This window comes from Variovorax sp. HJSM1_2, from assembly GCF_049316285.1.
GTDB lineage: Bacteria > Pseudomonadota > Gammaproteobacteria > Burkholderiales > Burkholderiaceae_C > Rhodoferax_B.
This window is the reverse complement of the sequence record NZ_JBMOXA010000008.1, coordinates 48,495-68,646: the sequence shown is the minus strand read 5'-3', so window position 1 is coordinate 68,646 and position 20,152 is coordinate 48,495. Positions and strand designations below refer to the sequence as shown.

Sequence of the window (20,152 nt, the reverse complement as noted above, 5' to 3'; positions counted from 1 at the left end):
AATTTCGCCATGTTGAAGTACTGTCAAATTTTAGTGAACACTGTCGCCCTTGCCGGCAGCATGGTGGTTTTATCTGGTTGCGGACAAAAAGGCCCGCTATACCTGCCCACCGAGCCCGCGGCGGCACAGCGTGCGACCCTGCCCGAAACCTTGACGCCGAACGTGCTGAGCAGTTCACCCAAGGCGTCAACTGCGCCAACGGCCGCAACTCCGGCAAAACCCGCATCTGCCCCCTAAGCCCATTTTTGCTGCACCGATCTCGACCGGTGTAGCGCCCTGCAAAACCACAAACGTTTTTTCATGACCACCCCGCAACTCCCCGGCCAACCTTTTATCGCTTACCAAGATGCTGGCCTGCACGCCGAACAAGTGCCACTGGCCGACTTGGCCAAGCAGCACGGCACACCCTTGTTCGTCTATTCCAAGGCGTCCATGTTGTCGGCACTGCAAGCCTACCAACGCGGCTTCGCGGGGCGCAACGCGCTGATTTGTTACGCCATGAAAGCCAACTCCTCGTTAGCCGTGCTGCAGGTGTTTGCGCGCGCAGGTTGCGGGTTCGACATCGTCTCGGGCGGCGAGTTGGCGCGCGCCCTGGCCGCAGGCGCCGACCCGGCCAAGATCATCTTCTCGGGCGTGGGTAAAACCCGCGCTGAAATGCAGCAAGCGCTGCAAGCCGGTATTGCCTGCTTCAACGTGGAAAGCACAGCCGAGCTGGAAGTGCTCAACGAAGTGGCCCTGGCCGCGGGCCAACGCGCCAACATCAGCCTGCGCGTCAACCCCAACGTTGACCCCAAGACACACCCCTACATTTCCACCGGCCTCAAGGGCAACAAGTTCGGCATTGCCCACGAAGAGGCGCTCGCCGCCTACCAGCGCGCTGCCGCACTGCCCGGCTTGAAGGTCGCCGGTATCGACTGCCACATCGGCTCACAAATCACCGAAGAAGCGCCCTACCTCGACGCGATGGACCGCATTCTGGACTTGGTCACGGCCATAGAATCCGCCGGTATTGCCATCCACCACATCGACTTCGGCGGTGGCCTGGGCATCAACTACAACGGCGACACACCACCTGCGGCAGACCAGCTCTGGCAGCGCCTGCTGGCCAAGCTGGATACACGTGGTTTTGGTCAGCGCCAGTTGATGATAGAGCCCGGCCGTTCGCTGGTGGGCAACGCCGGGGTGTGCCTTACCGAAGTGCTGTACCTCAAGCCCGGTGAGCAAAAGAACTTCTGCATCATCGACGCTGCCATGAACGACCTGCCGCGTCCCGCCATGTACCAGGCCTACCACCACATCGCCGCCGTGCAGCCACGGCCTGAGGCGGGTGCGGAATACGACGTGGTCGGCCCGGTCTGCGAAAGCGGCGACTGGATCGGCCGCGACCGCAGCTTGGCGGTACAGCCTGGTGACGTATTGGCGGTGTTTTCGGCAGGCGCCTACTGCATGTCCATGGCCAGCAACTACAACACGCGCAGCCGCCCGGCTGAAGTCCTGGTGGATGGTGCCCAGGTACACGTCATCCGCGCCCGCGAAACCGTGGCCGAACAGTTCCGCCTGGAAAGCCTGCTGCCATAAGCACAAGCGGCCATAAAAAAGCCGAAGATGCTATTCATTGAGTAGCATCTTCGGCTTACCCGGATTGCGTCAAGCCTGCTTTTTGCTTAAAGCCCGGGAAACGCGCCAGCCGAGCAGCACGGCCAGAATGCCAGCGTAGATAAACACTTCATTGAAGTTGTTTTTGCCGGCGCGCATCCAGAAGAAGTGCAGTATGCCCAGCCCGGCGATCACATAAACCGCCTTATGCAACATCTGCCAGCGTTTGGCCCCCAGGGCCTTGATGGCGCGGTTGAACGAGGTCGCCGCCAGCGGCGTGAGCAGCACAAAGCCCAGGAAACCGACCAGGATAAACGGCCGTTTGATGATGTCTTTGACAATGCTCTCAAGCTCAAAGCCCTTGTCAAACCAGCTGTAGCTGATGACGTGCAGCACCACATAGAAATACACAAACAGCCCCAGCATGCGCCGAAAGCGCGCCAGCGCGGGTGTGCCGGTGATCACACGCAAGGGCGTTACGGCCAGCACGATGCACAGGAAGCGCAGCGTCCAGTCGCCGGTGGCGCGGATCAGATACTCGGCCGGATTGGCGCCAAGATTGTCGGTGAAGATGCCATACACCAGCCACGCAAACGGCAACAGGCACAACACAAACACGACGGGCTTGGCCAGCGGGTGCAGCAGTATTTTTTTCATCTTTGATAGAGCGACACGGAGCACCAGGCGCGACCAGTGGCCGCGCTCGAATGGATTGCCGCCCGAGCTTGTGACTAGAAATTGCGCTTGAGGTCCAGGCCGGCGTACAGCTTGCCCACCTGGGCTTCGTAGCCGTTGAACATCAAGGTCTTGCGGCGTTTGGCAAACAAACCGCCGCCGTCACCAATGCGGCGTTCGTCGGACTGGCTCCAGCGTGGATGGTCCACGTTAGGGTTGACGTTGGAATAAAAGCCGTATTCGTTGGCTGCGGCCTTGTTCCAGGCGGTCTTGGGTTCTTTGTCGGTGAAGCGGATCTTGACGATGCTCTTGGCGCTCTTGAAGCCATATTTCCATGGCACGACCAGACGCACCGGCGCGCCGTTCTGGTTGGGCAAGACTTCGCCATACATGCCAAAAGTCAGCAGCGTCAGCGGGTGCATGGCTTCATCCATGCGCAGTCCTTCCACATACGGCCAGTCCAACACCCGCGAGCCCACAAACGGCATGGTCTTGGGGTCGGCCAAGGTGACAAACTCGACAAACTTGGCGCCGCTTTGCGGCTCGACCTTCTTGATCAGTTCGGACAGCGAATAACCCACCCAGGGGATCACCATGGACCAGCCTTCGACACAGCGCAACCGGTAGATGCGTTCTTCTTGCGCGCTGAGTTTGATCAGGTCTTCGAGGTTGAACTTGCCGGGTTTGTTGACCAGGCCTTCGATCTCCACCGTCCAGGGCTTGGTCTTCAGCGTGTGGGCGTTCTGCGCCGGATCGGCCTTGTCGGTGCCGAATTCGTAGAAGTTGTTGTAGGTGCTGGCGTCTTTGTATTCCGTGAGTTTTTCCATGGCCATGGCGCCATCGACCGCGGACTTGGCACCCTTCAGCGCCGGCAGCTTGCCGGGCGCCACGGTTTGCGCCAGCGCTTCACGGCCGGCCCAACTGGCCATGGCGGCGCTGGCTGCGCCTGTGGCCATGAGTTTCATCAACTCGCGCCGACCTTCGTAGACGGTGCGCGGGGTGATTTCGCTGGAGGTGGGATGGATGAAGCCGTTATTGTGGGTTTTGATCAGCATCGCAATGTCCTAAAGTGGTTGCTCAGTTTTTCTGAGCTGCTGAAGTTTGGTCGGCTTGCCACCGCCTTCCCCACACCACCAGCTGCAGATGACGAAGTAGACCCGGTTCCCGCCTACAACGTTCCGTAGCTGTGGAGTCCGCTCAGAAACATATTCACACCCAGGAAGGCAAAACTGGTCACGGCCAAGCCCACCAAAGCCCACCAGGCCGCCACGGTTCCACGCAGGCCCTTCATCAAGCGCATGTGCAGCCAGGCGGCGTAGTTCAGCCAGACGATCAAGGCCCAGGTTTCCTTGGGGTCCCAGCTCCAGTAGCCGCCCCAGGCTTCGGCCGCCCACAGCGCACCGAGCACGGTGGCGATGGTGAAAAACGCAAAACCGACGGCAATCGCCTTGTACATCACGTCGTCCAGCACGTCGAAGCTTGGCAGGCGTGCAGCGATGCGTTGGCGGCCAAACACGATGGCGGCGACGATCAAGGCCGACACTCCAAAGTAAATCGCCCAATAACTGCTGCCCGCCGCTTGCACGTCTTTGCGGAACACCAGCGGCTCGAAGCACAACACAATGCCCAGCACCCACAACGGCGCCAGCTTGTACCAACGCACTTCACCTGCCGTTTGTTTGATGAGGTAGGCAAAGGCCACCATGGCCGAGAGCGCGAACATGCCGTAGCCAATGAAGTTGGCCGGCACGTGCAACTTCATCCACCAGCTTTTGAGCGCAGGAACCAGTGGCTGGATTTCATGCGCTTCACGCACCACCGTGTACCAGAGCAAAAAGCCCACGGCAGCACTCACCACCAGCATGACAAACGCGCCCAGGTCGCGGGTTTTGTAATGCGCCTCAAAGTACAGATAAAACGCCGCCGTCATCCAGGCGAACAGCACAAACACCTCGTACAGATTGCTGACCGGGATGTGACCCACATCGGCGCCAACCAAATAACTCTCGTACCAGCGCACCATGGTGCCGATCAGCGCCATGGCCACGGCCACCCATGCCAGGCGCGAACCGATCACCGCCAGTCCGCCGCTCTTGCGAATTGGCGACAACATGTCGAGCCAGTAGAACGCGGTGCTCATGAAGAACAACACACTCATCCACAAAATGGCCGATTGGCTGGAGAGAAAGTACTTCAGCCAGAACACGTCCTCAGCACGCGCCAGTTGGCCTTGGCCATCCACCTGGTAGGCTGAAATCGCCAACAGCGAGAACGCTGCCACAGCGACCGCCAGCCAGCGCAGCGGCCGCCAGAACCACCCCATGGCGACCATGCTGGGAATGGTGGCGAGCAGGATGCCTTGCTCGTACACATCCATGAATCCACGGTAGCGACTGAAAGCGAACAGGCCACCGGCCAACACCAGCGCCGCAAAAATCCAGTCGAGCGGGCTGCGCCGCGACCAGAAGCCTTCGTTCAAGCTGATGGTAGTCGTGTGGGTCTGCACCGTTGCCTGAGCCGCAACTTGTGGCCGTGAGGTGGAGACGCTGGTAGCGCTGTTCATGTGGCTCCGATCAGTTTGCTCTTGAGCATTTCAAATTCATGGTCGCTGTCGAAGGTTTTGCGGTTGGTCGACAAGGCCATGCTGGCCTGCGTACCGCCGGCATCGGCTGGCGTCAACCAGACCCAGACCCGGCGCTCGCGCACATACAGCATGGCAAAAATGCCCAGTATCAGCAACGCGCAGCCAAGATACACCACATTCTTGCCGGGCGCACGCGACACCTGGAACACACTCGCCTGCACTTGATTAAACGAGCGCAACTCAAATGCCATGGGCGCGGGATACATCTGGATGTCGCTGAGCGACAGCACGGCCTGGGTCATGAAACCCTGGGTTTTCTCGCTGGGTTGCAGGGGGGCGAGACCGGCCTGTTCACGCGTCAGTTGCGTCAATTCGAACAACACGCCGTTGAGGATGCGGATCAGCACCTCGCTGGCCCGGGTGCGCTCGGCCTCGGGCACATTGGCTTCCATGAAATCGGCGATCGCCTGCAGCCCGCCCACGGGCCGGCCGTCCGCTTGCGGGCTGACGGTTTCCACACCGGCGAACAGCGCCAGGGCCCGACCGGCCGAGGCTGCCAGCTGCTGCGCCAGCTCAGGGCGTTTCGGATCCACGGCCTTGGTGGCATAACGTTGCAGCGCCAGGTTGCGCAGACGTTCGTTCTTCAAAGCCGCACGCAGCCGCATAAAGCCCTCAACACCGCCCTCCTCATCGGCCGGCAGGCGCAAATAACGGAAGGTGTCGGACGGGTTTTCACGCAAGCCATACAGGTAGACCGGCACGCCATCTCCGGTATCCACCGGCAGCATGTAGTTATGAAACTCGCGTGCCTGGCCGGCACTGTCACGCAATTTGTAAGTGATGCTGGGGCCGACGTTGTGCATCACCTTGTCGGCATCCGGCTTGTTGGCGGCACCCAGGCGTGCATTGATGGCCGAGCCCAGATTCACCGCCCTGGGGTCGGCGCCGGAGCTGGTCTTGTTGCCGCCCAGGTTTTCCACGTTGATGACACGCAGCGCCGTGTATTCCAGCGTGAGCTGCTCACCCCCCGCGCCGTTGCTGAGCTGGCTGCTGCTGCCAATCACACCCTCGATCTCAAAGGGCTTGCCCTCGCCCTGCATGGGCAGCGCCTGCAGGACAACGGATGAGCCGCCATCGTCAAAACTCGACTGGTAAATCTCCACGCCGCGGTAGCTTGCCGGATGGTTGACCTCTACCCGTGCCGACTGCGTGGCGCCGGTATCACGGTCGTGGATCACGATGTCACTGGCAAACAGCTTGGGCATGCCGGTGGAGTAATACTCGACGACGAACTTCTTCAGCTCTATGGAAAACGGCAGGTCCTGCAGCACCACACCTTCGCCTTGGTTCAGGATGGCGGTACTCGACTGCGCACCTTCCGACACCAGGATATTGCCGCGAAACGTCGGATTGGACGGCGGCAGGCGGTGCTCGGGCTTGACGTCGGCCACCATGCCGCCGCCGTTGTAAACCGACTTGCCACCCAGCCACATTTGCGCGCGTACGATCAAATCGCCGTCGAGCAGGCCGCCAATACACACCAGCACAATGGCGCTGTGCGCCGCGATGTAGCCAAGCTTGTTAGCCGCCCCTGCACGCGCGGCCACCATCCAGCCCGAAGCTTCACCCGCGCCGCCTTTGGACTCACGCTGCTGCAGCTTCACGCGCCAGCCGGCGCCGGCCAGCATGCTGCCGATGCGCTGCGCGGCCGCCTCGGGCGTCTCCGCCGCCAAACTGGCCGTGGCCCGGTGATGGAAAGCGGCCAGGCTTTGCGCCCGGATGTTTTCTTTGTGCGAGCGTAGGTCGGTGATGATCTTTGGCGTGTTGCGCGCAATACACAAGGACGTGCTCACCACCAAAAAACCCAGGATCAACATGAACCACCAGGCGCTGTACACCCCGGTCAGGCCCGTGACTTCAAACACCTGCGTCCAGAATGGGCCAAACTGGTTGATGTAGTTGCCGCGCGGCTCATGCTGCTTGAGCACGGTGCCGATGACCGAGGCAATGCAGATCAGCGTCAGCAAGGAAATCGCAAAACGCATGGATGACAGCAACTCCACCAGCGAACGCCAGGTCTGCGAGCCGGACTTGACGCGAACGCCTTCTGTGGAAACTGTCATGGGAGGGGAACGTGAAGGAACGGTGGAACGAACGTGAAATGAAGGCTCAGGAATCTCTGTTCATACAGAGAAAAGGGCGGGACATCCAGGATGCCCGCCCTTTTAGGATTGAAATTCCGCTCTCGGGTTCAATCCCGCATGTAGAAATATCTTCAGCGCAGGCCGGCAATGTAGTCGGCCACAGCCTTGATTTCGCGGTCGTTCAGCTTGGCAGCCACACCGACCATGACAGCGTTGTTGCCACGGCTGCCATCACGGAACTGGGCCAACTGCTTGCTGGTGTAGTCGGCATGCTGGCCGCTGAGGCGTGGGTATTGCGAAGGCATGCCGGCCCCGTTGGGGCTGTGGCAACCCGCGCAGGCGGGCACCTGGCGGTCGGCAATGCCGCCGCGGTAGATACGCTCGCCCAGGGCGATGCTGTCTTTGTCTTTGGCAAAACCGGCCTTGGGCTTTTGCGCTGCGGCCCAGAAAGCGATGTTGCGCATGTCGTCGTCGCTGAGGTCGGAGGCAAAACCCTTCATCACCGCATCTTTGCGCTTGCCGGCCTTGAACTCCTGCAGTTGCTTCACCAGGTATTCAGGGTGCTGGTAGGCCAGCTTGGGGTTGGCCGGGATACCGGAGTTGCCGTCGGCGCCATGGCAGGCCGCACACACGGCCGTGAACTTGGCCTCGCCTTTGACGAGATCGGGCTTGGCGGGAGTAGCAACAGCAGGCTTTTCATCTGCCGCAAAAGCTGTCGACACAGAAGCAGCAAAAAAGGCTGCAACCAACACTGGAGCGAAAAACTTCATATCGAGGGTTTGGTTTTTGGTTGTTTGTCGGCGCAAAACCGTTCGATTCTACAATGGGGGTACGGTTCTCCTACTGAGGACTTTCCTAGGATTGCATGACTCCCAAAGCCCCGGCTGACGCCCGCCCCTCCACCCGTTCGCCTGCCCGTACAGCGCCTAAAACCCCGGCCAAAACCGGGGCCGGCGCCGCTGCGGCGAAACCGGTGATCAAGTCCGCGACAACAGTGGCGTCCGGCTGGATGCACACCGCGCGTTTTCTGACCACGGCCGCGCAGTTGCACCATCTGCCACCGCTGTCGGCACCGGAGATCGCCTTTGTGGGGCGCTCCAACGCTGGCAAATCGACCTGCATCAACACACTGACGCAGCAAAAGCAACTGGCCTACGCCTCCAAAAAGCCGGGCCGCACACAACACATCAACTTGTTCAGCCTGGGCAAACAAGGCGCCACCGACGCGGTGCTGGCCGACCTGCCCGGTTACGGCTACGCGGCCGTGCCCAAGACCGCCAAAATCCGCTGGCAACAGGTAATGGCCAACTATCTGGTGTCGCGTGAAAACCTCACCGGCATCGTGATGTTGTGTGATCCGCGCCACGGTTTGACCGAGTTGGACGAAATCCTGCTCGACATCATTCGCCCACGCGTTGAAGAAGGCCTGAAGTTTCTGGTGCTGTTGACCAAGGCCGACAAGCTGACCCGCGTCGAAGCCAACAAGGCTTTGTCCATCGCCCGCCTGCAGGCCGGCGGCGGCGAGGTCAAGCTGTTCTCGGCGATGAAGAAACAAGGCATAGACGAAGTGAGCCAGCTGTTGTACAACTGGACACACCCGGATGAAGCCGAAGCCGTGGCCCCGGCAGCCGTTGTGGATGACGTCGAGCCGCCTACACTGGACGAGTCTGAAGATTGATGAAAAATAGGCCTCTTGCGCTTACCAAACAAGCGCAACATGCTTCCAAATCAATAGCAACTCTGACCACGGGTTGCTATTTTTTTCGCTGGTAAACGTCCGCCTCACCCGGCGGGCGACTCTTGAAGCGCTTGTGCACCCAAAAGTATTGCTCGGGCATGGTCTCGATATAGCCTTGCAGGCGTTGGTTCATCAGCGCCGTGTCGGCCTCGGCATCGGCGGTGGGAAAGTCGGTCCAGGCCGGCAAGATGTGGATCTCGTAACCTTCGGGCGTCAAACGTGGCAAGACCGGGATGACGCGTGCGCGGCCCAAGCGGGCGAAACGCGACAGCGAGGGCACCGTCGCCGTGCTCACGCCAAAAAATGGCACGAAGAACGAGTCTTCTGCGCCAAAGTCCATGTCGGGCAGCAGGTAGAACGGGTCGCCCTGGCGCAAGGCCGAGACTATGGGTTTGAAGCCGCTGTGACGATCGATCAGCCGGTTCTCGGCAAAACGTTGCCGGCCCTTGGTGATCCACGCGTCAAACACCTTGTTCTTCTGCACCGCGTAGAGCGTGGTGTAACGGCGCGGCACACGCTGCGAGATGACGGTGGCCGCCGCATCCAAACCCACGAAGTGCGGGCCAAACAGCAGTGTGGGCTCGGTGCCGTGCAACTGCTCCACGGCGCCCACCAGTTTGGTTCGCGCCAACACCACCTCGGGCTTGGCGTGCCAGAGCCAGGCACGGTCGAACCAGGCCTGCGTAAAGCAGATGAAGATTTTTCGCACCAAGGCTTGCTGTTCCTGTGCAGACAGCTGCGGAAAGCATAGCGCCACGTTGACCTGAGCGATGCGGCGGCGCTGTGGAATCAGCTTCAACAACAAAAGCCCCATGCCAAACCCCAGCGCGCGCACCCAGCGCAGCGGCCACAAGGCGACAAAACGCATCAACCCAATGCCGAGATAAGAAAGCATCAACAAGATTCTCTGACCAAGGTTGCTCAGGGGTTCGCGGTTTTGCTGGCGGCCGTTTCCATAGGGGTTACACGCGGCTTTTTGTAGCGCGCATAACTCCACAGATACATGCCGGCGCGCTTCAGGATCAAACGTTCCATGGCGGCATTCATGGCCGCTGCGGCGACTTCATCACCTTGGTCCAAAGGCAATTCGAGCGGCTCCACGTGCACCACGTAGCCCCGGCCCCAGGACAAGCGTTCACTCAGCGCCACCAGCATGGGGGCGCCACTCTGGCGCGCCAGGCGCAAGGCCAGCGTCATGGTGTAGGCCGGACGGCCAAAAAACGGCGCCCACACACCCTGGCCTTCACCTGGCACCTGGTCCGGAAGCAAGCCAACCACCCGGCCCTGGCGCAGGGCTTTCATGATGACACGCACACCGCCGGTGGTGGTGGGCGCAGGCTCCAGCCCAGGGGCCGAGCGCACCTCCTTGAGCAACGTGTCGATCCAGGCGAAACGCGAGGGCCGGTAAAGAATGGTCATGTCGCCATAACGCGGGCTGAAACGTGCTGCCTGCGCCTGGGGCACGGCCTCAAAGCTGCCGACATGCGGCGTCATGAAGATCACACCTTTGCCCTGAGCCAACGCAGCTTCCAGGCGCTCTTCACCGCGCCAGCTTATTTTGGGCACCTTCTGCGCGGCGGGGCGTAGCCACAGCCACGGCAGCTCGGTCACCAACTTGCCGGCCTCGCCAATGGCGCGGCGCACCTGTTTCGCGGGCACACCGGCCTGGCGTGTGTTTTCGCGAAAGCGGCGGCGGTATGTGGGTGAACAGGCAAAAACAATCCAGCCCAGCAGCACCCCCAGTGCGTGCAGCAGGGGCAAAGGCAGATAGGCGCACAAACGAAACAATCGGAGCATGGGGTAAACTTGGGGCGTCGCTGAGTTACTGAACAACTTGCAGGGCGACGTTAAATAAATCTGCTAAAGCGTTCGCCAAGGCTCCAAAGCCAGACGCAACGCATCAGGTCTGTCTTTTTATAACAGTGGAGTTTATTCAAATGGCGAACGACTTTCTCTTTACCTCAGAATCGGTGTCTGAAGGCCATCCCGACAAGGTTGCGGATCAAATTTCAGATGCCATTCTCGACGCAATTTTCAAGCAAGACCCGCGCAGCCGTGTTGCCGCTGAAACACTGACCAACACCGGTCTGGTGGTGTTGGCGGGTGAAATCACCACCAACGCACACGTCGACTACATCCAGGTGGCACGCGACACCATCAAACGCATCGGTTACGACAACACCGAATACGGCATCGACTACAAGGGCTGCGCCGTGATGGTGGCCTACGACAAGCAGTCCAACGATATCGCCCAAGGCGTGGACCACGCCAGCGATGACCACCTCAACATCGGCGCCGGCGACCAGGGCCTGATGTTCGGCTACGCCTGCGACGAAACGCCTGAGTTGATGCCCGCGCCCATCTACTACGCCCACCGCCTGGTCGAGCGCCAAGCCCAGTTGCGCAAGGACGGCCGCCTGCCGTTCCTGCGCCCCGACGCCAAGAGCCAAGTCACGATGCGTTATGTGGATGGCAAGCCACACAGCATAGACACCGTGGTGCTGTCCACGCAACACCACCCCGACCAGTCGGAAACAGCCACCAAGATGAAGGCCAGCTTCAATGAAGCCATCATCGAGGAAATCATCAAGCCAGTGCTGCCCAAGGAATGGCTGAAGGACACCAAGTACCTGATCAACCCCACCGGCCGCTTTGTTATTGGCGGCCCGCAAGGTGACTGCGGTCTGACCGGCCGCAAGATCATCGTCGACACCTATGGCGGCGCTTGCCCGCACGGTGGTGGCGCGTTCTCGGGCAAGGATCCATCCAAGGTTGACCGTTCGGCCGCCTACGCTGCGCGCTACGTGGCGAAGAACATTGTCGCCGCCGGCCTGGCACGCCAGTGCCAGATCCAGGTGGCCTACGCCATTGGTGTGGCCCGTCCGATGAACATCACCGTCTACACCGAAGGCACGGGTGTGATCTCTGACGAAAAGCTGTCGGCTTTGGTCAACGAGCACTTCGACCTGCGCCCCAAGGGCATCATCCAGATGCTGGACCTGCTGCGCCCGATCTACGAAAAGACCGCAGCCTATGGCCACTTCGGCCGCGAAGAGCCCGAATTCACCTGGGAACGCACCGACAAAGCTGCAGCACTGCGTGCTGCAGCCGGCCTGTAAGGCCGCCGCGCGAAAGCGCGGTTGGCGTGTGTGGGCGAAGTTCATATCGCATAGCGATGTGAACGCAGACCAAGGTAGCGACAAGGCAGCTGCTTTGCGCGCTGCAGCCGGCCTGTAAATCAGCACATTGGCCGACACCTGCTGTGTCGGCCAGCAAAAACAAAAGCCCGCCGTGATCCACGGCGGGCTTTTGTTTTTGCTACGCAATTTTCAGCTGGAAGCAAATCCATTCGGATTGCCGCTCTGCCAGCGCCAGGCATCGGCACACATGGCATCCAAGCCACGTTCGGCGCGCCAGCCCAGCAGGCGCAGCGCCTCGCTGGGCTCGGCATAACAGGCGGCCACATCGCCCGCGCGGCGTGGCATCACCTGATAGGGCACAGGCTTGCCGCTGGCTTCGGCGAAGGCCTTCACCATGTCGAGCACGCTGTAGCCATTGCCGGTGCCCAGGTTCACGGTCAGCAGACCACCTTGCTTTTGCAGATACGCCAAGGCCTTCAAGTGGCCATCGGCCAAGTCAACGACGTGAATGTAATCGCGCACGCCGGTACCGTCGGGTGTCTCGTAGTCATCGCCCCATACGTTGAGGCTGCTGCGCAGGCCCACGGCGACCTGGGCCACAAAGGGCAGCAGGTTGTTTGGCACACCACGTGGGTTTTCGCCAATCTTGCCGCTGATGTGGGCCCCTACGGGGTTGAAATAACGCAGTATGCCTATGCGCCAACTGGCATCGCTGCGGTGCAGATCGCGCAAGATATCTTCAATCATCAGCTTGCTGCGGCCATAAGGGTTGGTGGCCGAAAGCGGATGTGCCTCGGTCAGCGGCAGGTATTGCGGCTCACCGTAAACGGTTGCGGAAGAGCTGAACACCAGCGTGTTCACACCCGCAGCGCGCATGGCCTCCAGCAGACGTAGTGTGCCGACCACGTTGTTGTCATAGTAGGCCAAGGGCTGCTCCACCGACTCACCCACCGCCTTTAAGCCGGCGCAGTGGATCACAGCCTTCACGGCGTGTTGGCGCAGCGCGGCTTCCAACGCCACCGGGTCGCGGATGTCGCCCGTCACCAACGTGAGTTTGCGCCCCGAGATCTGCTCCACACGCTGCACAGCTTCCGGCTGACTATTGCAAAAATTATCGAACACCACAACGTCGTGCCCGGCGGCCAACAACTCGACGCAAATGTGTGTACCGATGTAGCCAGCACCTCCGGTGACCATGATCATTGGAAATCTCCCTCGCCTCAAGGCGTTTTGCCAAGCCAGCTTGGGCTGGTGCATTGGCTGGTGAATCGATACGATTTGCTGCATTGCAGCAAATCCATCATAACCAAAACCACGGGACACTTGGCGACGCTGGCGCCGGCGAACTTGTAATAGCTGCGCAACAAATTCAAGGTGCTGAAGGCATGCGCAGCTTACCTCGGAGCTATAGCCCGGCCGCCGCGCTGCCCGATCAGCATCGGCGCGCTTCGGCGGCAAAAGGCGGGCAGGAATGCCGCCTGTAAAAAAGTGGTAGGCCGTGTTGGACTTGAACCAACGACCAAAGGATTATGCTTACCACCTCGGCTTTCGCCGCCCGTTTCCGGTTCGTGGTCTGGACTCTGTCTTGCCTTTCGGCCTTCCCGTCGAGTCTCTACACGTTCTCCAAAATGTTGCGCCTGAAGGTACAACATACGGAGCTTCGCTCGGCGTTGGCATCACGCTTGCGCGCTTTAGCGTTCACCGAATTTGAGAAGTTCTACATCAAGGCAGAGTGAACTTACCTTGTGCAACCCATCTGGCTTTTCCATATGCATCACCATGGGTGACACCTTTAGGAAAATGCCCTTAAGTCCTCTGCTCTAACCAACTGAGCTAACGGCCCACAGCCAAACATTATTGCACGCCTTTATGCGCTTCCAGCCCTGCGGGCGGGTTAAAAAGAACTTCGGGGGTGATATCTGCCAATGTGGCGCAACCCGTCAACGCCATGGCGATCTCCAGTTCGTCACGCAGCAATCGGATCACATGGGCCACACCTTGGGCACCCGCCGTGGCCAAGGCGTGCACCACGGGGCGCCCCACCAATACGGCATCGGCCCCCAGCGCCAGCGCCTTGAGCACATCGGTCCCGCGGCGCACCCCGCCATCCACCAGCACTGGCACCTGGCCGGCCACCGCCCGGGCAATACCCGGCAGCACCGCCGCCGTGCTCACCACCGTGTCCAGCGTGCGCCCACCGTGGTTGGACACCACCACGCCCGCCGCGCCAGAGCGCAGCGCCTGTTGTGCATCTTCAGGATGCATGATCCCTTTTAGAAGCACCGGCAGCGGCGAGGCCGCCACCAACCACTCAATGTCGGCCCAGTTGGGTGCATGCGTCAACAAGCCGTCGAACACCGGGCTCTGTCCCATGGCCAGAGATAGTGGCGCGCGCGGTGGCAAACCGGCCAGGTTGGCGGCGTGTACGTGGGGCGGCATTTTGAAACCACTGCGCCGCTCACGGTCACGCACACCGCTACTGGGCGCATCCACTGTCACAACCAATGCCTCGTAGCCCGCCAACTGCGCACGCCGCACCAGGTCAAGATTGAAGTCGCGGTCGTATTGCAGGTAAAGCTGAAACCACAACGGGCCGCGAAAGGGATCGGCGCGCACCGCATCGGCCAGCACCTCCAGGGGCATGCTGGCCTGGGTGCTCACCACCATGCCAGCGCCCTGGGCGGCGGCGGCATGCACGGTGGCCAGCTCTCCATCGGCATGCGCCAACTGCTGGAAGGCCACCGGTGCCAGAAGAATCGGGTGCGCCATTTCACGCCCCAGCAGCGTGCTGCGGGTGTGCCCACCCGCCAGATTGCGCAATACACGGGGCCACAAGGACAACGCTTGCCAGGCCGCAAGATTGGCGCTCAAGGTGATTTCGTCGCCCGCCCCGCCCTGCAAGTAGGCCCAGATGCGGTCGTCCAGGCGCTGTTGGGCGGCGCGCTCGTAGTCCCCTAGCGTGACCACTTCGGGCGGCACGGGCATCAGCTTGGGTGGCGGCGGCCTCATGTGTCCACCCACTGGCGCAGCAGGTTGTGGTACGTGCCCGTGAGGCCAATCACACCCACGTCCTGCTCACCGACGGTGCTGCGCAGATGGCGCAAATAGTTATCCATGTTGTAGAGCAGTTCGCGCTGCTCGCCGCTGCGCACCATGCTCTGAATCCAGAAGAACGAAGCCAGCCGTGCACCACGCGTGACCGGGTTGACGCGGTGCACGCTGGTGCCGGGATACAGCACCAGGTCACCAGCGGCCAGCTTCACCTCCTGCTGACCCGACAAGGACTGCATGACCAGCTCGCCACCCTCGTATTCGTCAGGTTCAGACAAAAACAAGGTACACGACAAGTCTGTACGCACCCGTCCAGCCCCGCCTGGCAAAAATCGGATCGCGCTGTCTACATGGTTGCCAAAACTGTTCGCCGCCCCGCTGTAGCGGTTGAACATCGGCGGCGAAATGTTTTTCGGCAACGCCGCAGAAAAGAAAACGGGACTGCGTTCCAGTCCCGTCAGCACCAGCCGCTGGAGCAGGCGAACCTCATCGCTTGACTCCAGCAGTTGCTGGTTGTTTTTAGCAAAAGCAGCCTGCGCACCCGAGGTGAGGGAGCCATCAGCCCATGGGGCCTTGGCCATCACCTCGCGGGCTTGTTTCAACTCGTCAGCGCGCAGGATTCCGGGAAGATGCAACATCCCCCAAGTATGCCTTCGTCAGCCGGGATCAGAAACGCGTGCCGATGGTGGCTTGCACCGAACGGCCAGCACCTGCCACGTAGAAACCACGGTACAACTCGGCTGCGTACAGCTTGTTGTCGATGTTCTTCACGTTGAGCTGCAGGTAGGTGTCTTCGGTGAAACGGTACTCGGCCATGGCGTCAAACACGGCGTAACCAGGCGCCTTTGCACCGCGCGTGGCGGTGGAACCATTGATCGAATAGTTTTCCGAGGAGAAGGTCATACCGGCGCCCAGGCGCAGCTTAGGCAGGGCTTGGTAGGTCAACCAGGCACTGCCACTGTGTCGAGGCACCAGACCAAAGGGCTGGCCCACTGTGGCTTGTGCTGCAGTCGAGCTGCCAGCCGCATCAATGTTGGTGTCCCAGATGTAGGCGTAGGAGACATAGGTTTCCCACTTGGGCGAGGGGCGACCCACCACTTCCACTTCCAGACCGGAGCTGTGACGCTTGCCAGACAACAGGTAAGCCTGTCCGGAGAAGTCCAGGTCGGTTGTGCGTTCATTGATCTTCGTCGTGCGGAACAACGCAAAGCGGGTCGAGAGCTTGCCTTCCAACCAGTCGAGCTTGGCACCCAACTCCAGATTGCGGCTCTCTTCAGGCGGCGTGTTCGCTGTTGGCTGTGTCACCGACTGGTAGGTGTCGGCTGAAGTGTTGAACGACGTACCGTAGGAGAAGTGGTAAGAAACGGTCTCCGACGGCTGGAACAACACACCGAAGCGATAGCTGGGCTCGGAGGCCGACATATTGGAACTCGGCGCATTTGGCGTGTTCGGGGAGCGGAAGTCACCATCGATGGAGTCCCAACGCAAACCACCCAGCACCTTCCAGTGCTCGGCCACCTGCGCGAGGTCTTGGGCGTAAATGCCATAAGACTTGGACTTGTAACCACTCGATGGGTTGGCACCAAACACCGGCACGGCGGGCGCAAAGCCGTCGTTTGGCGTTCCGATGGTGGTCGTGCCCTTATTGCCACCCGCCACACTTTGTGTGTAGCGATCGGCTTTTTCGTAGGCGAAATCAATACCCGTCAGCACGGCGTGCTTCATGCCCCAGGCATTGAAGTTATTGCTGTAATCGCTTTGCAGGTAGGTGCCGTCGTATTCGTCTTTGCGTGGTGTGAGGCCGCTACGTGTAATGACGGTGGCATTGGTCCAGGTCGCAGGGGTGCCGGCAAACCGGGTTTGTGTGTTCCAGGTACGGCGCTTGAAGTTACCGGTACGCAACTGGCTGCGCAATTCGCCGCCATCGTCGAAGCGATGCGTGTGCTGCAGGTAGCCGTAGTTGGCCGTACCAATGGAGAAATCGGAAGCAGTGCCGTAGAAGTCACGCGGGTCTATGAGTGACGAGCCAATGGTGGTGTATGGCAGGCCATTTTTAGGCGTATTGTCGTAGTCAAGGTAGTAGTAGCCCACCGTGAATTCGTTGCGCGTGCCCATGCCCCAGGTATAGGCGGGGGCAATACCGTATTTATCCCCCTCCATGCCACGGCCATTGGTGCCGGTTGCCATCACATTCAAGCGCAAGGCAGCATCTTCGCCAGTGACGATATTGAAGTCACCCGTGGAGCGGCGAAAGCCGTCGGTTCCGATGGTGAAGTCCACATCGTTCTGGTTCACGGCAAGCGGCTTCTTGTTCACCTGGTTCACCACGCCACCCGTGGAGCCACGACCGAAGATCATGGAGGCCGAGCCGCGCATCACTTCGATGCGGTCCAGGTTGAAGGTTTCGCGTTCGTACAGCGAAGGATCCTTCATGCCGTCGATCAGCAAGTCGCCCACCTGAGCCACCGAGAAGCCACGGATGAAGATGTCTTGCATCGTGCCGTTTTCAGCGGCCGAGAAGGTCACACCGGCGGTCAAGCGCAGCGCGTCATTCAGGTTGTCGATGCGTTTTTCGTCGAGCAGGCGCTCGGTCACCACGTTGATCGACTGGGGGATGTCGCGAATGTCTTGCGTGCCCTTGCCGATGGTGGTTTTCTTGGTTTGCAGTGCATCCTTGCCTTGCTGCTGCTCGGCCTTTTCCGTCACCGTCACCGTGCTCAGGCTCTTGGTCGCGTCGGCAGATTGCGCCCAACCGCTGACAGATGCAGCCAGCATCAGGGCGCCCATTGGCAGCTTGCCAATGTCAGCCGTGGTCATGCCGGAAGTTGTCGTTTGCGCTGCGCCCGCGGATGGGCGTGCAGCCTTGAAATTCGATTTTTTGCGACTAATGCGCATGTTGTTATGAGCCAATCTGGCCTCCGAAATGAATCCAACCCAAGGTTGAAAAAGCAGAAATGAGTTGGAGCCCCGAGCAATGCGCGCACCTCTTCCCCCACACGAAAATTCGACCGGAATTGTAAATTCGCTACTGCGAATCAATATCATTCGGATACGCAGATTTGTATTTATGCAACAAAATTCATGGGCACGACATACTCTTGCCGCCCACCTGAGCAGAAATATCGGTGCGTAAAGGCTGTTTTAGCCCGGTTCGCCCCATGGCGGGGCCTAGGCTTATTTGCTATGGCTCAGCGCGTTGCTGACCAGCTTGGAAGTGATATCGACAATTTGGATCATGCGGTCGTAAGCCATACGTGTCGGGCCTATCACACCCAGCGTGCCCACCACATGCCCGTCCACGGCGTAAGGCGCACTCACGATGGAGAGTTCTTCAATCGGCACCACTTGGCTCTCGCCGCCAATGTAGATGCGCACACCCGGAGCTTGGCTGGAACTGTCCAGCAAACGCATCAACTGGGTTTTTTGCTCAAACAGATCAAATGCACGGCGCAACTGCCCCATGTCGCTGGCGAAATCGCTCACCGACAACAAATTGCGCTCACCCGAAATGACAACTTCTCCATCACCTTCGGTCAAGGCTTCCGAGCTCACGTGCACAGCCGCTTGCATCAAGGCGGCGATTTCCGAGCGCAGGCCTTCGACCTCGCTCTTGATTCGCTCGCGCACCTGCTCCATCGCCAAGCCGGCGTACTCCGCGTTCAGGTAATTGGAAGCTTCAATGAGTTGCGACTGGGTGAAATCGGTTTCGGTGAACAACACGCGGTTTTGCACGTCGCCATCGGGCGAGACGATGATCACCAGCAGGCGCCGCTCGGACAGACGCAAAAACTCGATGTGCCTAAAGACCGATGTGCGGCGCGGCGCCATCACCACACCAACAAACTGCGAAAGATTCGACAGCAGGTTGGCCGCGTTGGCAATCACCTTCTGCGGCTGCTCGGCCACCAGTTGCGGCGGCTGCAGGGTTTCACGCTGCGTCGTCAGCATGGTGTCGACAAACAGCCTATAACCTTTGGAGGTGGGAATGCGCCCGGCCGAAGTATGCGGGCTGGCAATCAGCCCCAGTTCCTCCAGATCGGACATGACGTTGCGAATGGTGGCCGGCGACAGCTCCAGACCCGAAGCCCGGGACAAGGTGCGCGACCCAATAGGCTGACCGTCCGCGATATAGCGTTCCACCAGCGCTTTGAGCAACAACTTCGCACGATCATCCAGCATCGAATCATTCTACGATTTTGTGGCCCTTGTACGACACCGTATCTCGAAGATTCAGCTTTACGCAAGGTCATGCCGCATGGCCCCGCGGCCTGCATCTTGTCGACGCACGCTCACGCCAAGGCCACAAATTAATGATGTAATTTCAAAATGAACTCTAAATTCCGTCACGTTGCGCTGTTTGGCAAATACCACGCCCCGGGATCGGGCATGGGCACCGCCGCTTCGCGCAAGGCGCTGGAAGAAATTGCAGGCTTTCTCACCGACCAGGGCTGCACCGTGGTGGTGGAACGCGAAACCATACAAAACACCGGCCTGGCGGGTTACCCTGCGATGGACATCGCCACCATTGGCAACGAATGCGACCTCGGCCTGGTGGTCGGTGGCGACGGCACCATGCTGGGCATAGGGCGGCTGCTGGCCCAATACGGCGTGCCGCTGATTGGCATCAACCAGGGGCGGCTGGGCTTCATCACCGACATCCCGATCGAAAGTTACCAGACCGCGCTGGAGTCTATGCTGCAAGGCGCATATGAAGAAGACCACCGCAGCATGATGCACGCGCGGGTGATGCGCCAAGGCGCGTGTGTCTTCGACGCGCGCGCGCTGAACGACGTGGTGGTGAACCGTGGCGCCACATCCGGCATGGTGGAACTGCGCATTGAGGTCGACGGCCTGCCGGTTTCCAACCAGCGCGCCGACGGCTTGATCATCTCCACCCCCACCGGCTCCACTGCCTACGCCTTGTCGGCTGGCGGCCCGCTGATGCACCCGTCCATCCCGGGCTGGGTATTGGTGCCGATTGCGCCGCACACCTTGTCGAACCGGCCGTTCGTGCTGGCCGATGCGGGCGAGATCGTGATTGAACTGGTGGCCGGGCGCGACGCCAGCGCCAACTTTGACATGCAGTCACTGGCTTCACTGCAGTTGGGCGACCGCATTTCGGTGCGCCGCTCGCAGCACCGCGTGCGTTTTCTGCATCCGCGCGGCTGGAGCTACTTCGACACGCTACGTAAAAAACTGCATTGGAACGAGAGAGGCTCCTGAG

Annotated in this window: 18 protein-coding genes; 6 read left to right on the top strand and 12 right to left on the bottom strand. The window is 60.2% G+C overall.

What is annotated here, in order from left to right; translation table 11 throughout:
- The first annotated feature begins 9 nt into the window (after positions 1-9).
- Both lptM and lysA read left to right on the top strand, forming a co-directional pair.
- On the top strand, positions 10-237 hold the full coding sequence (lptM, locus tag ACFQ95_RS10880; RefSeq protein ID WP_422830881.1) for an LPS translocon maturation chaperone LptM: 228 nt from the start codon (positions 10-12) through the stop codon (positions 235-237).
- Positions 238-300: 63 nt separating this feature from the next.
- Positions 301-1,578: a diaminopimelate decarboxylase gene (gene lysA / locus ACFQ95_RS10875; RefSeq protein WP_422830880.1), complete on the top strand. Its 1,278-nt coding sequence runs from the start codon at positions 301-303 to the stop codon at positions 1,576-1,578.
- 69 nt (positions 1,579-1,647) lie between these two features.
- Here the strand turns inward: lysA and ACFQ95_RS10870 are convergent, their stop codons facing one another.
- The 5 genes from ACFQ95_RS10870 to ACFQ95_RS10850 all read right to left on the bottom strand — a co-directional run bounded on the left by ACFQ95_RS10870 (position 1,648) and on the right by ACFQ95_RS10850 (position 7,769).
- On the bottom strand, positions 1,648-2,253 hold the full coding sequence (locus ACFQ95_RS10870; protein ID WP_422830879.1) for a sulfite oxidase heme-binding subunit YedZ: 606 nt from the start codon (positions 2,251-2,253) through the stop codon (positions 1,648-1,650).
- A 74-nt stretch (positions 2,254-2,327) separates the two neighbouring features.
- A complete protein-coding gene (gene msrP, locus ACFQ95_RS10865) occupies positions 2,328-3,326 on the bottom strand; it encodes a protein-methionine-sulfoxide reductase catalytic subunit MsrP (RefSeq protein ID WP_422830878.1) in 999 nt (332 codons plus the stop codon).
- Between the two features lie 113 nt (positions 3,327-3,439).
- Positions 3,440-4,777, bottom strand: a complete 1,338-nt coding sequence (ccsB, locus tag ACFQ95_RS10860) for a c-type cytochrome biogenesis protein CcsB (RefSeq protein ID WP_422831119.1) — start codon at positions 4,775-4,777, stop codon at positions 3,440-3,442.
- Positions 4,778-4,830: 53 nt separating this feature from the next.
- The gene (locus tag ACFQ95_RS10855) at positions 4,831-6,978 is read right to left on the bottom strand and encodes a cytochrome c biogenesis protein ResB (protein WP_422830877.1); all 2,148 of its coding nucleotides are present in this window, start codon (positions 6,976-6,978) and stop codon (positions 4,831-4,833) included.
- A 152-nt stretch (positions 6,979-7,130) separates the two neighbouring features.
- Positions 7,131-7,769, bottom strand: a complete 639-nt coding sequence (locus tag ACFQ95_RS10850) for a c-type cytochrome (protein ID WP_422830876.1) — start codon at positions 7,767-7,769, stop codon at positions 7,131-7,133.
- A 239-nt stretch (positions 7,770-8,008) separates the two neighbouring features.
- On the opposite strand from ACFQ95_RS10850, the gene yihA reads away from it, so the two are divergent.
- The gene (gene yihA, locus ACFQ95_RS10845) at positions 8,009-8,677 is read left to right on the top strand and encodes a ribosome biogenesis GTP-binding protein YihA/YsxC (protein ID WP_422831117.1); all 669 of its coding nucleotides are present in this window, start codon (positions 8,009-8,011) and stop codon (positions 8,675-8,677) included.
- Between the two features lie 76 nt (positions 8,678-8,753).
- Here yihA and ACFQ95_RS10840 read toward each other — a convergent pair whose 3' ends face one another.
- Complete coding sequence (locus tag ACFQ95_RS10840; RefSeq protein WP_422830875.1) at positions 8,754-9,632, bottom strand: lysophospholipid acyltransferase family protein; 879 nt, start codon at positions 9,630-9,632, stop codon at positions 8,754-8,756.
- A gap of 26 nt (positions 9,633-9,658) precedes the next feature.
- Entirely contained in the window at positions 9,659-10,534 is an 876-nt protein-coding gene (locus tag ACFQ95_RS10835; RefSeq protein ID WP_422830874.1) for a lysophospholipid acyltransferase family protein, read from the bottom strand.
- Between the two features lie 140 nt (positions 10,535-10,674).
- On the opposite strand from ACFQ95_RS10835, the gene metK reads away from it, so the two are divergent.
- A complete protein-coding gene (gene metK, locus ACFQ95_RS10830; protein WP_422830873.1) occupies positions 10,675-11,856 on the top strand; it encodes a methionine adenosyltransferase in 1,182 nt (393 codons plus the stop codon).
- A 210-nt stretch (positions 11,857-12,066) separates the two neighbouring features.
- Here the strand turns inward: metK and galE are convergent, their stop codons facing one another.
- Positions 12,067-13,080, bottom strand: coding sequence for a UDP-glucose 4-epimerase GalE (gene galE / locus ACFQ95_RS10825; RefSeq protein ID WP_422830872.1), 1,014 nt, complete (start codon positions 13,078-13,080; stop codon positions 12,067-12,069).
- Here galE and ACFQ95_RS10820 point away from each other — a divergent pair.
- The gene (locus tag ACFQ95_RS10820) at positions 13,080-13,361 is read left to right on the top strand and encodes a hypothetical protein (protein WP_422830871.1); all 282 of its coding nucleotides are present in this window, start codon (positions 13,080-13,082) and stop codon (positions 13,359-13,361) included. The two genes, galE and ACFQ95_RS10820, sit on opposite strands and share 1 nt — an antisense overlap.
- 370 nt (positions 13,362-13,731) lie before the next feature.
- Here the strand turns inward: ACFQ95_RS10820 and ACFQ95_RS10815 are convergent, their stop codons facing one another.
- The 4 genes from ACFQ95_RS10815 to hrcA all read right to left on the bottom strand — a co-directional run bounded on the left by ACFQ95_RS10815 (position 13,732) and on the right by hrcA (position 19,107).
- The gene (locus ACFQ95_RS10815; RefSeq protein WP_422830870.1) at positions 13,732-14,886 is read right to left on the bottom strand and encodes an alpha-hydroxy acid oxidase; all 1,155 of its coding nucleotides are present in this window, start codon (positions 14,884-14,886) and stop codon (positions 13,732-13,734) included.
- Complete coding sequence (locus ACFQ95_RS10810) at positions 14,883-15,566, bottom strand: Fe2+-dependent dioxygenase (protein WP_422830869.1); 684 nt, start codon at positions 15,564-15,566, stop codon at positions 14,883-14,885. Before ACFQ95_RS10810 ends, ACFQ95_RS10815 begins: the two co-directional genes overlap by 4 nt.
- 28 nt (positions 15,567-15,594) lie before the next feature.
- Complete coding sequence (locus tag ACFQ95_RS10805) at positions 15,595-17,745, bottom strand: TonB-dependent receptor (protein ID WP_422830868.1); 2,151 nt, start codon at positions 17,743-17,745, stop codon at positions 15,595-15,597.
- 357 nt (positions 17,746-18,102) lie between these two features.
- Complete coding sequence (gene hrcA / locus ACFQ95_RS10800) at positions 18,103-19,107, bottom strand: heat-inducible transcriptional repressor HrcA (RefSeq protein WP_422830867.1); 1,005 nt, start codon at positions 19,105-19,107, stop codon at positions 18,103-18,105.
- Between the two features lie 147 nt (positions 19,108-19,254).
- On the opposite strand from hrcA, the gene ACFQ95_RS10795 reads away from it, so the two are divergent.
- Positions 19,255-20,151: an NAD kinase gene (locus ACFQ95_RS10795; RefSeq protein ID WP_422830866.1), complete on the top strand. Its 897-nt coding sequence runs from the start codon at positions 19,255-19,257 to the stop codon at positions 20,149-20,151.
- Position 20,152 lies beyond the last annotated feature (1 nt).